This window comes from Streptomyces sp. CoH27 (genome assembly GCF_020181035.1).
Classification (GTDB): Bacteria; Actinomycetota; Actinomycetes; order Streptomycetales; family Streptomycetaceae; genus Streptomyces; species Streptomyces camelliae.
The window spans coordinates 454,466-467,218 of the sequence record NZ_JAIQYY010000002.1 but is presented as its reverse complement, the minus strand read 5'-3'; the positions used below and the strand labels follow the sequence as shown (position 1 = coordinate 467,218).

Annotated in this window: 15 protein-coding genes, 1 tRNA gene and 1 pseudogene; 10 read left to right on the top strand and 7 right to left on the bottom strand. The window is 71.3% G+C overall.

What is annotated here, in order from left to right; genetic code table 11:
* Window positions 1-50 precede the first annotated feature (50 nt).
* On the bottom strand, window positions 51-899 hold the full coding sequence (gene fdhD, locus LE548_RS04910; RefSeq protein WP_225095356.1) for a formate dehydrogenase accessory sulfurtransferase FdhD: 849 nt from the start codon (window positions 897-899) through the stop codon (window positions 51-53).
* Between the two features lie 7 nt (window positions 900-906).
* Window positions 907-1,543: pseudogene (locus LE548_RS04905) on the bottom strand (2Fe-2S iron-sulfur cluster-binding protein).
* 130 nt (window positions 1,544-1,673) lie between these two features.
* Here LE548_RS04905 and LE548_RS04900 point away from each other — a divergent pair.
* The 4 genes from LE548_RS04900 to LE548_RS04890 all read left to right on the top strand — a co-directional run bounded on the left by LE548_RS04900 (window position 1,674) and on the right by LE548_RS04890 (window position 5,033).
* Window positions 1,674-3,008, top strand: coding sequence for an OFA family MFS transporter (locus tag LE548_RS04900; protein ID WP_225095355.1), 1,335 nt, complete (start codon window positions 1,674-1,676; stop codon window positions 3,006-3,008).
* The gene (locus LE548_RS45345; RefSeq protein ID WP_263635658.1) at window positions 2,983-3,111 is read left to right on the top strand and encodes a hypothetical protein; all 129 of its coding nucleotides are present in this window, start codon (window positions 2,983-2,985) and stop codon (window positions 3,109-3,111) included. The genes LE548_RS04900 and LE548_RS45345 overlap by 26 nt, the downstream gene beginning before the upstream one ends.
* Before the next feature lie 137 nt (window positions 3,112-3,248).
* Window positions 3,249-4,196, top strand: a complete 948-nt coding sequence (locus LE548_RS04895) for a beta-ketoacyl-ACP synthase III (RefSeq protein ID WP_225095354.1) — start codon at window positions 3,249-3,251, stop codon at window positions 4,194-4,196.
* 159 nt (window positions 4,197-4,355) lie between these two features.
* Window positions 4,356-5,033, top strand: a complete 678-nt coding sequence (locus tag LE548_RS04890) for a GntR family transcriptional regulator (protein WP_225095353.1) — start codon at window positions 4,356-4,358, stop codon at window positions 5,031-5,033.
* Window positions 5,034-5,060: 27 nt separating this feature from the next.
* On the opposite strand, the gene LE548_RS04885 is transcribed toward LE548_RS04890, so the two are convergent.
* On the bottom strand, window positions 5,061-5,357 hold the full coding sequence (locus tag LE548_RS04885) for a hypothetical protein (RefSeq protein ID WP_225095352.1): 297 nt from the start codon (window positions 5,355-5,357) through the stop codon (window positions 5,061-5,063).
* 38 nt (window positions 5,358-5,395) lie between these two features.
* On the opposite strand from LE548_RS04885, the gene LE548_RS04880 reads away from it, so the two are divergent.
* Both LE548_RS04880 and LE548_RS04875 read left to right on the top strand, forming a co-directional pair.
* Window positions 5,396-5,626 (top strand): hypothetical protein, encoded by a 231-nt coding sequence (locus LE548_RS04880; RefSeq protein WP_225095448.1) that lies wholly within the window; start codon window positions 5,396-5,398, stop codon window positions 5,624-5,626.
* 175 nt (window positions 5,627-5,801) lie between these two features.
* Window positions 5,802-5,886, top strand: a tRNA-Leu gene (locus LE548_RS04875).
* 141 nt (window positions 5,887-6,027) lie between these two features.
* Here the strand turns inward: LE548_RS04875 and LE548_RS04870 are convergent.
* Both LE548_RS04870 and LE548_RS04865 read right to left on the bottom strand, forming a co-directional pair.
* The gene (locus LE548_RS04870) at window positions 6,028-6,705 is read right to left on the bottom strand and encodes a recombinase family protein (protein WP_225095351.1); all 678 of its coding nucleotides are present in this window, start codon (window positions 6,703-6,705) and stop codon (window positions 6,028-6,030) included.
* A gap of 251 nt (window positions 6,706-6,956) precedes the next feature.
* Entirely contained in the window at window positions 6,957-8,087 is a 1,131-nt protein-coding gene (locus LE548_RS04865) for a hypothetical protein (RefSeq protein WP_225095350.1), read from the bottom strand.
* A gap of 128 nt (window positions 8,088-8,215) precedes the next feature.
* Between LE548_RS04865 and LE548_RS04860 the strand changes: the two genes are divergently transcribed.
* The 3 genes from LE548_RS04860 to LE548_RS04850 are packed head-to-tail and all read left to right on the top strand — an operon-like array spanning window position 8,216 to window position 9,516.
* A complete protein-coding gene (locus tag LE548_RS04860; RefSeq protein WP_225095349.1) occupies window positions 8,216-8,470 on the top strand; it encodes a hypothetical protein in 255 nt (84 codons plus the stop codon).
* On the top strand, window positions 8,467-9,057 hold the full coding sequence (locus tag LE548_RS04855) for a hypothetical protein (protein ID WP_225095348.1): 591 nt from the start codon (window positions 8,467-8,469) through the stop codon (window positions 9,055-9,057). Before LE548_RS04860 ends, LE548_RS04855 begins: the two co-directional genes overlap by 4 nt.
* Window positions 9,058-9,093: 36 nt before the next feature.
* Complete coding sequence (locus LE548_RS04850) at window positions 9,094-9,516, top strand: helicase-associated domain-containing protein (RefSeq protein WP_225095347.1); 423 nt, start codon at window positions 9,094-9,096, stop codon at window positions 9,514-9,516.
* A gap of 9 nt (window positions 9,517-9,525) precedes the next feature.
* Here the strand turns inward: LE548_RS04850 and LE548_RS04845 are convergent, their stop codons facing one another.
* Both LE548_RS04845 and LE548_RS04840 read right to left on the bottom strand, forming a co-directional pair.
* On the bottom strand, window positions 9,526-10,788 hold the full coding sequence (locus tag LE548_RS04845) for a hypothetical protein (RefSeq protein ID WP_225095346.1): 1,263 nt from the start codon (window positions 10,786-10,788) through the stop codon (window positions 9,526-9,528).
* Complete coding sequence (locus tag LE548_RS04840) at window positions 10,785-11,945, bottom strand: hypothetical protein (protein WP_225095345.1); 1,161 nt, start codon at window positions 11,943-11,945, stop codon at window positions 10,785-10,787. Before LE548_RS04840 ends, LE548_RS04845 begins: the two co-directional genes overlap by 4 nt.
* Before the next feature lie 103 nt (window positions 11,946-12,048).
* Between LE548_RS04840 and LE548_RS04835 the strand changes: the two genes are divergently transcribed.
* Complete coding sequence (locus tag LE548_RS04835) at window positions 12,049-12,753, top strand: UPF0158 family protein (RefSeq protein ID WP_225095344.1); 705 nt, start codon at window positions 12,049-12,051, stop codon at window positions 12,751-12,753.

The window sequence follows — 12,753 nt, the reverse complement described above, 5'->3', positions numbered from 1 at the left end:
GCGCTCCCTGCCGGCCGGTGCCCCGTCGCCGTGCCGCGGGCAGCCGGCCCTCAGCCCTGGGCGGCCGCCTCTCGCAGGGCGACGCGGTCCTCGCCCGCGTACACGTTCATCGAGCTGCCCCGCAGGAAACCCACCAGGGTCAGCCCCGTCTCCGCGGCCAGATCCACCGCCAGCGACGACGGCGCCGACACCGCCGCCAGCACCGGGATCCCCGCCATCACCGCCTTCTGCGCCAGCTCGAACGAGGCCCGCCCGGAGACCAGCAGGATCGTCCGCGACAGCGGCAGCTCGCCGTTCTGCAGTGCCCGCCCGACCAGCTTGTCCACCGCGTTGTGCCGGCCCACGTCCTCCCGTATGTCCAGCAGCTCACCGTCCTCGGCGAACAGGGCCGCCGCGTGCAGACCCCCGGTCCGGTCGAACACCCGCTGGGCTGCGCGCAGCCGGTCGGGGAGGCGCGCCAGCAGCTCCGGGGTGACCCGCACCGGGGGAGTGTCGGCGATCGGGAAGCGCGCCGTCGTGCGGACGGCGTCCAGGCTGGCCTTGCCGCACAGCCCGCACGAGGAGGACGTGTAGACGTTCCGCTCCAGGGTGAAGTCCGGCAGGGCGACATCCGGCGCGGTCTTCACGTCGACCACGTTGTAGGTGTTCACACCGTCTGCGGTCGCCCCCGCACAGTAGACGATGTTCTGCAGATCGTGTGCAGTAGCCAGTACACCCTCGCTCACCAGAAACCCCGCCGCCAGCGCGAAGTCGTCGCCCGGCGTCCGCATCGTGATCGCGAGGGGCTTTCCGTTCAGCCGGATCTCCAGAGGCTCCTCGGCGACGAGGGTGTCCGGCCGGGTGGAGACCGCGCCCGCCCGGATGCGGAGGACCTTGCGTCGTTCCGTGACTCGTCCCATGTCCTGATCAGCCCCGGTTCTGTACGTGCTGGCAGCCGAAACGGCCCTTGATGCAGAGATTGCCGTGGGTCACCGGATCGTCGTGCGGCGAGATGACCTTCACGATCTCATTGTCCTGCACATGGAGCGTGAGGGTGCAGCCCACTCCGCAGTACGCGCACACCGTGGACGTCTCGGTCCGCCGGGTCACGTCCCAGGTGCGCGCCGCCCGCATGCCGAACTCCGTGCGCGGCGCCGGCGCCCCGGCCGGGCACACCTCGACACAGTTCCCGCAGTACCCAGGTCGAGTCGGTCAGCGGAGCGTCGTGCTCGACGGCGATCCTGTGCCGCAATCGCATCGACGCCGGCGGCGAGCAGCTCCAGCACGATCTTCCGGCTGTGCCGGACCCGTTCGGTGCCGGTGCGCACCTCCGTTCCGGCCTCTGCCCTGCGCGAGCAGGCCGGCACCGGCGTCCGCGCATCCTCCACCTCCATCACGCACACCCGGCAGGCGTTCCGCGGCAGCAGCGTGTCGCCCTGGCACGGGGGCGTATGTCCTTCCCGGCCGCCCGGCAGGCGTCGTGGGCGGTCGAACCCTCCGGCACCCGGACCGGTTCACCGTCGGTGAACTCCCGGCGCGGGATCCCCAGCGGTGTGACGGTCATGCGTACGCCCCCAGACGGGTAGCAAGGGTTCGCGCGTGGCGACCGCCCACCGCATGCCGCATACCGTTCACCGCATCCGGTCGACCGCACGCCTTCTCAACTCCCGCTCCCCGCCCTACCGTCCGCGGGCATGAGCAGCCCCCCTCTCGCACCTCCGGGCTGGAGCCGCTGGCTCGTTCCGCCCGCCGCCCTCTCCGCCCATCTCTCCATCGGTCAGGCCTACGCCTGGAGTGTGTTCAAGCCGCCGCTCGAATCCGCCCTGCACCTCGACGGCACCCAGAGCGCGCTGCCCTTCCAGCTCGCCATCGTGATGCTCGGGCTGTCGGCCGCGTTCGGCGGCACGCTCGTCGAGCGCAACGGGCCGCGCTGGGCGATGACCGTGGCCCTGGTCTGCTTCTCCTCCGGTTTCCTGATCTCCGCGCTCGGCGCGCAGACGAAGCAGTACTGGCTGATCGTCCTCGGCTACGGCTTCGTCGGCGGGATCGGACTCGGCATCGGTTACATCTCGCCCGTCTCCACCCTGATCAAGTGGTTCCCGGACCGGCCCGGCATGGCCACCGGCATCGCCATCATGGGGTTCGGCGGCGGCGCGCTGATCGCCTCGCCCTGGTCGGCCCAGATGCTCGCGTCCTTCGGGAGCGACCACGAGGGCATCGCGCTCGCCTTCCTGGTGCACGGGCTGTCGTACGCCGTCTTCATGACCCTCGGTGTGCTGCTGGTCCGGGTGCCGCGAGCGGCGGACCGGGAAGCGACGGCGAGCGGGCCGGACGCGGTCGCGGGGGTGCGGGTCTCGGCGCGCAGCGCGGTGCGGACCCCGCAGTTCTGGTGTCTGTGGATCGTGCTCTGCATGAACGTCACCGCAGGCATCGGCATCCTGGAGAAGGCCGCGCCGATGATCACGGACTTCTTCGCCGGCGGTTCCGCCGCGGTGTCGGCGTCTGCGGCCGCCGGCTTCGTCGCCCTGTTGTCCGCCGCCAACATGGCGGGCCGCATCGGCTGGTCGTCCGCCTCGGACCGCGTCGGCCGCAAGAACATCTACCGCGTCTACCTGGGCGTCGGCGCGCTGATGTACCTGGTCATCGCGCTGTTCGGTGACTCGTCCAAGCCGCTGTTCGTACTGTGCGCGCTGGTGATCCTCTCCTTCTACGGCGGCGGCTTCGCCACGATCCCCGCCTACCTGAAGGACCTGTTCGGCGCCCACGAGGTCGGCGCCATCCACGGCCGGCTGCTCACCGCATGGTCCACGGCCGGTGTGCTCGGGCCACTGATCGTCAACTGGATCGCCGACCGCCAGAAGGCCGCCGGCAAGCACGGTCCGTCGCTGTACACGCTGTCGTTCGGCATCATGATCGGCCTGCTCGTGGTCGGTTTCGTCGCCAACGAACTCGTCCGCCCGGTCCACACCCGCCACCACGTCCCCGCCCCGAGGGAGGCCGCAGATGCCCAGCGACAGCAGCCCGCCTAGCCGACGGGGACTGATCGCCCTGGCCTGGCTGTGGGTGACGGCGCCGCTCGCCTACGGGGTCTACGAGCTCGTACGGAAGGCGACCCAGCTGTTCACGGGGTGAATCCTCGGGCGTCCGAAGGTCTGCGCGAAGCCGACAACCGGGGCTCCCGATTCCTGTGGCTTCACCTGCCGCCGTACTCGCCAGTCACTGTTCAGACTGGTGGATCCCGCTACCTACGGCACGAGGGGATCCCCGCCATGCACGGCTCGCGCATCGCCGCCATCGGTCACTACCAGCCGGCCAGAGTGCTCACCAACGACGATCTGGCCGGCATGGTCGACACGAGCGACGAGTGGATCCGCAGCAGGGTGGGGATCCGTACCCGGCACATCGCCGGGCCGGACGAACCGGTCGACGAGCTGGCCGCGCACGCCGCCGCCAAAGCGCTGGCGGCCGCCGGGCTGACCCCCGGCGACATCGACCTGGTCCTCGTCGCCACCTCCACGGCGATCGACCGCTCCCCGAACACCGCCGCCCGGGTCGCGGCCCGGCTCGGCATTCCGGGGCCGGCCGCGATGGACGTGAACGTGGTGTGCGCCGGGTTCACCCACGCCCTCGCCACCGCCGACCACACGGTCCGGGCGGGCGCCGCGACCAGGGCGCTGGTCATCGGCGCCGACAAGATGTCCGACGTCACCGACTGGACCGACCGCTCCACCTGTGTCCTTGTCGGCGACGGGGCCGGGGCCGCCGTCGTGGAGGCGTGCGGCACGGGGGAGGAGCCCGGGATCGGGCCGGTGCTGTGGGGATCGGTGCCGCAGATGGGGAACGCGGTGCGGATCGAGGGCACGCCGCCGCGGTTCGCGCAGGAGGGGCAGAGCGTCTACCGCTGGGCCACCACCCAGCTGCCGGCCATCGCCCGCCAGGCCTGCGAGAAGGCCGGGGTGGCGCCGGCGGACCTCGCCGGTGTCGTCCTGCACCAGGCCAACCTGCGCATCATCGAACCCCTCGCCGAGAAGCTCGGCGCCGTCAACGCCGTGGTGGCCCGCGATGTCACCGAATCCGGCAACACCTCGGCGGCCAGCATCCCGCTCGCCTTTTCCAAGCTGATCGAGCAGGGCGCGCTGCGCGGCGGCGATCCGGTGCTGCTGTTCGGCTTCGGAGGCAACCTGTCGTACGCCGGGCAGGTCGTACGCTGCCCGTGAGCGGGGCGTCGGGTGCACCGGGTCTGTGTATGCAATCGACAGGAAGTTCGGAGAACGGGCCTGCATTCTGTACACCGTAGACTGTAGACAAAAGCCGCAATCGATCGATACCTGAGCGTCAGCGCCCACGCGCCAGTCCTGCCCAGGAGGGGGATCGCGATGTTGCCGACCGGACTGCCGCAGGGGGCCGTGCCCAAGCTGGAACGCCCCGGCCCGCTGCGTGAGCGCGTCTACGAGGCCCTGCTGGAGCTGATCACCACTCGCGCCCTGCAGCCCGGCCGGCATCTGGTCGAGAACGAGCTGGCCGGGCATCTCGGTGTCTCCCGCCAGCCGGTGCGTGAGGCGCTGCAGCGGCTCAACACCGAGGGCTGGGTCGATCTGCGTCCCGCGCAGGGGGCGTTCGTGCACGAGCCGACCGAGGAGGAGGCCGACCAGCTGCTCACGGTCCGCACCCTCCTGGAGGCCGAGGCGGCCCGGCTGGCGGCCCGCGACGCCGACGCGAAGGGTGTCGAGGCTCTCTTCGACATCGTCAAGGCGGGCCGGGCGGCGATCGTCAAGAACGACGTGACCAGCGCGGTGGCGCTGAACGCGGCCTTCCATGCCAAGGTCATGGAGCTGGCCGGCAACGCGGTCCTCGCCGAGCTGGCCGCCCAGGTCGACCGCCGGGTCCGCTGGTACTACACCCCTGTCGCCAAGCTGCGCGGCGGTACCTCCTGGAGCGAGCACTCCGACCTGGTCTTCGCGATCAAGGAACGGGACGAGCAGAAGGCCGGCCGGCTGATGCGCGAGCACACCGAGCACACCCGGCACTCGTACCACCAACGCAACGAGTCCTGACCGGGCGCCAGTTGCCCCCGGGCGCCGTCAGCTTCCGGTCGGCCCGGCCTCCGGGTGCCCGGAGCCTTCGGGCCCGGGGTTCGGCGCCGCCGTGGCGCAGTGCCGGGTCTCCATCGTCGGCATCACCGTCAACACGGCGACCAGCGGCGGGAGTTCGCCGTAGACCGGTATGCGGACGCCGGCCGCGGCGGTGGCGAGGGCGAACGGCGCGGCGACCGCCCGGTGGCGGACCGGACGGCCGTGGGTGCGGGTGTGCAGGGCGGTGTGCACGACGACCATCCGCAGGAGGCCGATGCCGAAGACCACACCGGTGCCCTGGAGCACCCGGGGAGTGGAGAGGGCGCACACCGGGAACGCGCCCGTTGCCGCACATCGGGAGCAGCCGCCGCGAAGGGCGGTCGGGCGGCACCTGGTCGGTGAGGCAGGCGTGGGCGCAGTGCATCCGGAACAGCACGACGAGGAAGGCCTCCAGTGGCGCGCTCGTCGCCACACTCGCCACGGACGACCGGGCCGTCTACGACCGGCTCGACCCGCAGATCCGCGCCTTCAAGACCTGGCACGGGGGAGGGGTGCTGCGCTCCCGGTGCCCCTGACTCTCACACCGTGTACACGGGATCTCGCATTCTGTATATCATCGGTGATCTCGGTGGCCCGCCGGTCCGGGCCGCCGCCCAGGGCACGGATACGCAGGTGAAACGCACTCCGAAACCTTGGTATTGTTGTCCATGTCGCCGCGGGGAACACCCCCGGAAAGGCGGCAGACACCTAGTCCGGGTGGCGGAATGGCAGACGCGCTAGCTTGAGGTGCTAGTGCCCTTTATCGGGCGTGGGGGTTCAAGTCCCCCCTCGGACACAGAGTTCCCCCACGGCGCCCGGTTTCCGGGCAGGGGTAATCGGCACCCGTCTCCGGCTCTTGGCCGGGGCGGGTGTTCGTCGTTGCGGTGCCTTCGATGCGGCTTCTCTCCCTTCGTCGACGTTTCAGTGGTGGGTTTGGTCAGCTGATGGTGATCCTTTCTGCCTGGGGTGTGTCCGCGGTCAGGGTCCTGGCCGCGGGGTCGTAGGCCAGGGTGATCTCCTCGCTGCGGAGGTGGGCGATCGCCTGGGCGGGTGTGGGTTGCACCGCGTCACGGCTCACGGACGCCGACCCGGGGCGACCCAGGCGGCTGGTGAGGCGGAGGTGCAGAGCCGCCAGGTGCGGCAGAACGTGGTCTTCGCGCAGGTAGGCGTTGAGGGCGCGGCCGGGGTCGGGCCGGGTGGCGCTCGTGTGACCGTGGCGGCACCGGTAACCGGGACGGTGGTGGGTCCAGTGGGATTCCATGCGGCGGCCGCAAATGCCGCAGCACAGCAGTCCTGTCAGGAGGTAGGTGTGCCCGGATGTGGTCTCCCGGCGGGTGCGCAGGTTCTGGACGGTGATGAAGTCGACCTCGCTGACCAGCGCCGGATGGGCGGGCCGGGCGGAGATGATCCAGTCGGTGGGGGTGTTCCAGCGCATGACATCGTGATGGCCCAGAGTGGTGTTCGCGGGGTCCACGAGGTCGTGATCGGTACGCTGGCGGTTCCAGACTTGCCGGCCGGTGTAGCGGGGATTGGCGAGGATCGCCCGGACCGTGTTCAGCACCCAGCGCTGCCCTTCCCGGTGCGGGTTCCGGACGGGGTCGGCAGCCCTTACCACCGGGGGAGTGCCGCACAACGGTGCGTCAGCAAATGGAAGCAGTGCCGGGCAGTGCCCAGCTGGTACGACAGCCGCGACTACGACTTCCACAGCACCCTCACTCCTTCGCGGCCGGGGCTCTGCGAACCGGAGGAAGGAGATCGTCGTGGAGTCTCAGCGCTCCATGGGGCCGTGCACGTTCAGGCGCTCACGTTGCCTCACTGAGGTGAGGAGGGCGCAACGCGGCTCGATCGGTGCCGGGACGAGGCGGCCTATCGGAGGCCGTGGCGGTCGAGGCGGTGGATGAGGCCGGGGCGGCGCTGGTAGTCCTCGCGCAGGCGGGCCAGGCGCTGGTGGAAGTCGGTGTGCTGTCGGGCGTGGGCGTAGGCGTCGCGCAGTTCCGCGAGGAGGCTGACGGCCTGGTCGTAGCAGCTGGTCTTCTTGGTGGCGATGTGCGCCTCGATCTGCTGCCAGACGGATTCGGCCTCGCCTGCGAGAGCGGTCAGATGCCGGGCGCGGGCGGTGGCCCGTTCGTGTTCGGCGCGCTGTCGGCGTTCGGTGCGCAGGGTGTGGGCGGCGTCCAGGAGGTGGGCGGCGGACCGGCGCCCGGGGACCGTGGTGGGGGCGTCGGCGCCGCGCAGGCGGTGCAGGAGTTCGGTGTGCAGCCCGGGTTCCGGGCCGAGGGCGAGCCGCAGCAGCAGAGCGTCCTTCTCCTTCTGGGGCATTGCGGCGATCAGCGGGGCGAGTTCCTTCTTCGCAGGCCTGGTCAGCTTCTTGGATGCGGCGGGACTGGCCTGGGCCGCGACTGCCAGCAGGTCGTCGTCCACGCGAAGGAAATCCGCGAGCGCCCGCTGCGGGGCGGTCAGTTCGCCGAGCCCGGCCGGGACGGGCGGTTCGGGGCAGGTCCGGTACTCCTCTTCGTCGTCGTCTTCGAGTTCCCAGGCGGCGAGCGCTGAGAGCCAGGCCAGGTAGAGGGGGCGCAGGTCGCCGGTGGTGAGTTCGTCGCGTACGCCGATGAGGGCGGACAGCGAGTCGTCGGCGCCCTCGATCCAGTCGCCGCCCTCGTCCTCGCTGGTCAGGTCGAGCAGGAGGTGGGTGCGGGTGGTCCAGGCCTCGATGTGGTGGTCGAGACAGTACGGCCGCGCCGCCGGCAGGGCCAAGGTCTCCTTGGGTAGGCGGAGCATCAACCGGTGGGTGCCCCAATTGGTCACGTACAGGTGGGCGTCGAAGTAGCGCTCGACCATTTTGCGCGGATTGGCGCTCAGGTCGCCCCAGTTGTAGGTGTTGGTGAAGCTGGTGGCGGTGATCCGGGCCCGGGTGGAGATGGCCCTCAGCTGCTCCTGTTCCTCGCGGCTGAGCGGCCGGTCGAGGGCCTGGAACTCGTAGTACTGGTACTCGCTCACACGGCGGACCCTATCGCCGCCGCGGGTGGGCTCGGACGCGGATGGACCACGGCAGCGGAGCCGACCGGAGGCAGCAATCAAACGTCATAGGGTGAGCCGAGGCGAGCCGTGGCGGGGAGGAGCGGGCTGTGGCGGTGTGGACCGAGCGGGCGATGGAGCACGATGCAAGAACGGAGCTCGCGGCCGTGCTGCAGCTGGTTGCCGCGGGCAGGCTGCGGTGCGGCGACAAGACGAAGCGCCCCTCAGCGGCCACCCTCCGCGCACTGGGCGAGGTCCTCACCGGCAGTGACTTCTACGAGGGCGAGGCGGTCAGGGCATTCGCCTGGCCGCTGCTGCTCCAGGCCGGCGGTCTTGCCGAACTATCGGCGGTCGACTGGAGTTGACCACGCGGGGCCGCAAGGCGCTGGCCGCGCCCGCCCACGAGACGATCCGGCACCTGGGGCGGCGCTGGCTGAGCCACGGGGTACTGGACGAGTTCAGCCGCATCGAGGCGGTCAAGGGGCAGCGCGCGGCGAACGTCCTCAGCGCGGCCGGCCCGCGCCGCAAGGCGGTGGGTGCGGCGCTCGCCGAGTGGCGCCCTTCAGGGGAATGGATGGCGGTGGATGAGCTGTTCAAGGCGATGCGTACCGCAGGACATGACCCGTACCTGGTGCGTTTCGAGCGGGCGCTGTGGACGCTGTACCTGGAGGACGCGCAGCACGGCAGCCTCGGCTACGACGGACACCACGACTGGCTGGTGCTACAGGGCCGCTACACCCTGTGTGTGCTGTTCGAGTACGCGGCCACCCTCGGCCTCGTTGACGTCCAGTACATCGACCCGGACGACTTTCGCCACATGTGGGGTGCCGACTGGCTTCAGCGGCTCAGCCGCTACGACGGGCTGCTCGCCATCCGGTTGAACCCGCTCGGGGCGTACGCGACGGGGCGCACCGACGAGTACGAGCCGGGTCCGGCACCCGCCGCCGGGTAGCGGAGCCCGGTCAGAGTCCTGCCGAACTTCGACATCGTGGCACCGGGCGGCCTGGCCCCCGCCGAGGCGCTGCTGCTCGACGCGTTCGCCACCCGGTCCACCGACCGTGTCTGGACGCTGTCCACCGCCTCCCTGCTGAAGGCCCTCCACGCGGGCCGAGGTCTGGAGGAGCTGCGCCGCTTCCTCGCCCAGACCAGCACAGGAGAGGAACTGCCGCAGACCGTCACGGCTTTGCTGGCCGACGCCGCCTCCCGCGCCGAGAAGGTACGGGATCTGGGTACGTGCCACCTGCTGGAGTGCGTGGACGAGGCGCAGGCGGTGATGATCGCGCAGGACCGCAGGGCGGGTGCGCTGTGCTCCCGGATCGGCCCAAGGCATCTCATGGTGGCCCCCGGCGACCTGCCGGCCGTCCGCGCCGCGCTGCTGAAACTCGGTTGCGTACTGCCCGCCCGGACCTGAGCGGGAAGATCACGTCCAGGGTGCGGTCCGCGGGGCGTGGGCACGTTCTCGGAGCGCGGTGAGGGCGGCGACTCGGCCGGTGGGGGTGAGGCAGATCGTGGAGCGGCGGCGGTCACGGTATGCCAGGAAGCCGAGAGCCTCGCCGGGACGCAGCCACTGCCACAGGAAGTGGAGGGTGTCCTCGGGCCGCGGGGTGCTGCCGTCGGCGAGGGTGAACGCCTCGGCGGCCAGGGTGTGCACGGCGGCGGTGAGGTCGTCGAGCGTGAGTTCCCCGCCGAGCAGGGCCGCGGCCGCGGCTTCGGCGAGTTCGGCTCGGACACCGTCGCCGAACCACGCGCTGGCGGCCGTGGCCTGCAGCAGGGCCGGGTCGGCGAGGTGTCGTCGGCCGCGGGCGGTCAGGGAAAGCTTCCGGTGCCGCTTGGCGAGCAGCCGAGCCGCGCGGGCCAGTTCATGCAGTTCGGCGAGGCGAACGACGTCGTGCTCGGTGCGCGGCACCATGCCCGGCAGATACCAGTCGTAGCGCTCGGCGGCCTCGATGACCAGAGTCCGCGGCAGGTAGCCGGCCTGGGTCAGCGTCACCCCGTCGCCTACCGCCTCCAGTAGCCAGCGCAGGGGTTCGGCCGTGTCGGCGGCCGTCTCGGGCGCCACGCTCAGCAGGTCCATCACGGTGCCGCGCAGACGACGCCGGGCGTCGGGTGGGGCCTCGGCCCAGGTGCGGCGGCGCTCGCTGTGGACGGCATCGAGCGGGGTGCGTCCATCGTGCGCGGGATGCGGGGTGGTGAGCCAGCGCTCCACGTGCTCGATGCGTGCGGCGGCGTAGCCGCGGGTGCCGGGCACCAGTGCGCCGTCGTCCAGCGCCTGCTCCAGCAGCCGGGAGGCGTTGCTGCGGGCGACGGCCTCGTCGATGCCCATCACCGGCCCCCAGGTGAGCAGGTCGGTGTCCGGCGGGGTCACCGGGGAGGCGTCCACCGCCCGCCGGTAGGCGGCCCGCCCCTGATCAGGCGAGTGTTGCCATGCGGCGAGGATCTCGCGGGTGGTCTCCGAGGTGCAGACGGCCGCGGACCGGGGCCGGCCGGCGTCCTGGAGAAGTTCGGCGAGGGCGGTGAGGATGTGCGGGTACTCGGCGGGCTCCGCCGTCCACTTGACCGGCAGCTCGTACCAGCAGAACCGCTCCATGTCCTCCTGGGCGAGCGAGCCGGCTGGGCCGCCGTCCGGCAGGAGCCAGCCGAGCAGCCGGTCCCACGCTTTCCTTGTGTCGCCTGTCCGCGTCATGTGAGCCCTTCCCCGTCGAGTTCCTGGGCCAGTTCGATGGACCGGCGCCGTACCCAGTCCCGATGGAGCCCCGGCCGGTCCGCCGCCCGGAGCACGGCACGGGCGCTCGCGGCGTCACCACGTTGCAGGGCGTAGGAGACCATGGCCTCCAGCGGTTGCCAGTCCTCGGAGCCCAGCACGGTCGCGGTGGCGGCGAACCGGTCGACCGCCCTGGCCGCGACCTGGGCGTAGGCGCGAAGGCCCAGGATCTCGCGAGCGCGGAAGTCGAGGCGGGCCGAGGCGTACTCGCTGTGAAGCGCACGGGCCAGAGTCTCCACCAGGTCCACATCGCTGCCGACCCCGGCGTGCAGGAACAGCTCGGCCTCCTGCCGGTACGCCCCGCCGAAATCACCGACCTCGACGAGGAGCTCAAGGAAGTCCTGCCAGAACACGTCGGCGGGCATCGCCGTCCGCCGCCAGGGGACGGCGGCGTACTCGGCCACCGCCCGGCGCAGCCACTCGCCCAGTGTGCCGCACGAGTCGTCGCACACCCGCAGCGCCCGCAGCCCGCACGCCAACGCGGCCCGGCGGACAGCCAGCAACCTCGCCCCGACTGCTTCCCCCACGCCGGTGGCTGCGGCCAGAACCTCTGTCACCGCCATCGTCGCCCACTGGCCATGATGCCGATCCAGATCCACAACCCCGGCGAATGCTTCGTACGGCCCCTGCGGCGACACCGGGAAGCGCGGCCACGCCCCTGTCAGAGCCCGCTCGGACAGCCGCCGACTCGGAGTCCAGCGCATGGGCGCCGTCTTCGCCCGCCCCTCCAGCGCCTGCTTCCACACCTTGGAACGAGCCCGGGCGACGACCTTCGGATCACGTACCGCGCCTCCGGCCAGCTCGCCCGCGCCGAGCCCGTCCGCCGCAAGGCGCTCCCGTAGATCCACCAGATGACTCCACAACGGTTCCAGATACGCCCCGCGCATCACCCCACCCGACTGCTCCCGCGTCAGGCGAACATCGAAGGCCTCCCAGTCGCCGCCGCAGTCCACCACGCACGCCACGGCGAACCACACGTCCCCGTACGACCACTCGCCAGACGGTGCCGGATGAGGCCACGGTTCCGGGCCGAACGTCGGCCGCCTGCGCCTGCTTGTGGCCCTGTCCGCTGTGCTCACCAGCGCATTGTCGCACCGGAGACGGCGGCGCTCGCAGCGCACGGCGCAGGCAGGTCCCCCTGTTCGAGCGCAGCCGAGAACTCGGGGGAGTAGCCTCGCGGGCGTGACCGAGGCATGGACCGACCACGCGCTGAAGGCGCTCCGCGCCGCCCGCCACAACGCGGACTGCCCGTCCCTGCTCGCCCTGCTGCGTGCGCATGACCCCGTCGGAGTGCTGCAGCAGTGTGGAGACGCACTCACCGCAGCAGTTTCCCGGGGCCTGCCGGGCGCCCGGGAGGCAGCGACCGCGTGCTCGTCCGCACTGCGCGAACGGGGCTGGCCCGGAGACGAGGTCCTTGCCGAACAGCTCGACACGGCGGGCGGCCGTGCCCTCTGCCTGCTGCGGCCGCTGCCGGTCGACCTGGAGGAACTCTCCAGTCTGCTCGAAGGGGACCCGTCCTGGGGTGGTGGCCGTATCGACCTGGGCACCGGTGAGTGCCGGCCTGCCCTCGCGGACACCGAGGAGTCATGGGACGAGGAGGAACCGGAAGGCACTGAGCGGTGGCTCGACGTCCCGTGCGAGAGATCGCGGGACGCCTATCGCGACATGGAGGACTTCATCACCACCCTCGACGACCCGGACCTCGCCCGGTTCCTCGGCATCGCGATCCAGGGTCCAGGAGCGTTCCGTCGCTTCAAGGACATGCTGGCCACCTCGCCGGCGCAGCTGCAGCGGTACTGGTTGTTCTCCGCGGAGCGGCAGCAGGGCCGGGCCCGGGCCTGGCTCGCCGATCAGGGCTACCGGCCGACGCTGTCGGGCGGCCACTGA

Bases quoted from the DNA above. Each gene is read 5' to 3' on its own strand.
- fdhD (WP_225095356.1), bottom strand. From the start codon at position 899: ATGGGACGAGTCACGGAACGACGCAAGGTCCTCCGCATCCGGGCGGGC.
- LE548_RS04900 (WP_225095355.1), top strand. From the start codon at position 1,674: ATGAGCAGCCCCCCTCTCGCACCTCCGGGCTGGAGCCGCTGGCTCGTT.
- LE548_RS45345 (WP_263635658.1), top strand. From the start codon at position 2,983: ATGCCCAGCGACAGCAGCCCGCCTAGCCGACGGGGACTGATCGCCCTG.
- LE548_RS04895 (WP_225095354.1), top strand. From the start codon at position 3,249: ATGCACGGCTCGCGCATCGCCGCCATCGGTCACTACCAGCCGGCCAGA.
- LE548_RS04890 (WP_225095353.1), top strand. From the start codon at position 4,356: ATGTTGCCGACCGGACTGCCGCAGGGGGCCGTGCCCAAGCTGGAACGC.
- LE548_RS04845 (WP_225095346.1), bottom strand. From the start codon at position 10,788: ATGACGCGGACAGGCGACACAAGGAAAGCGTGGGACCGGCTGCTCGGC.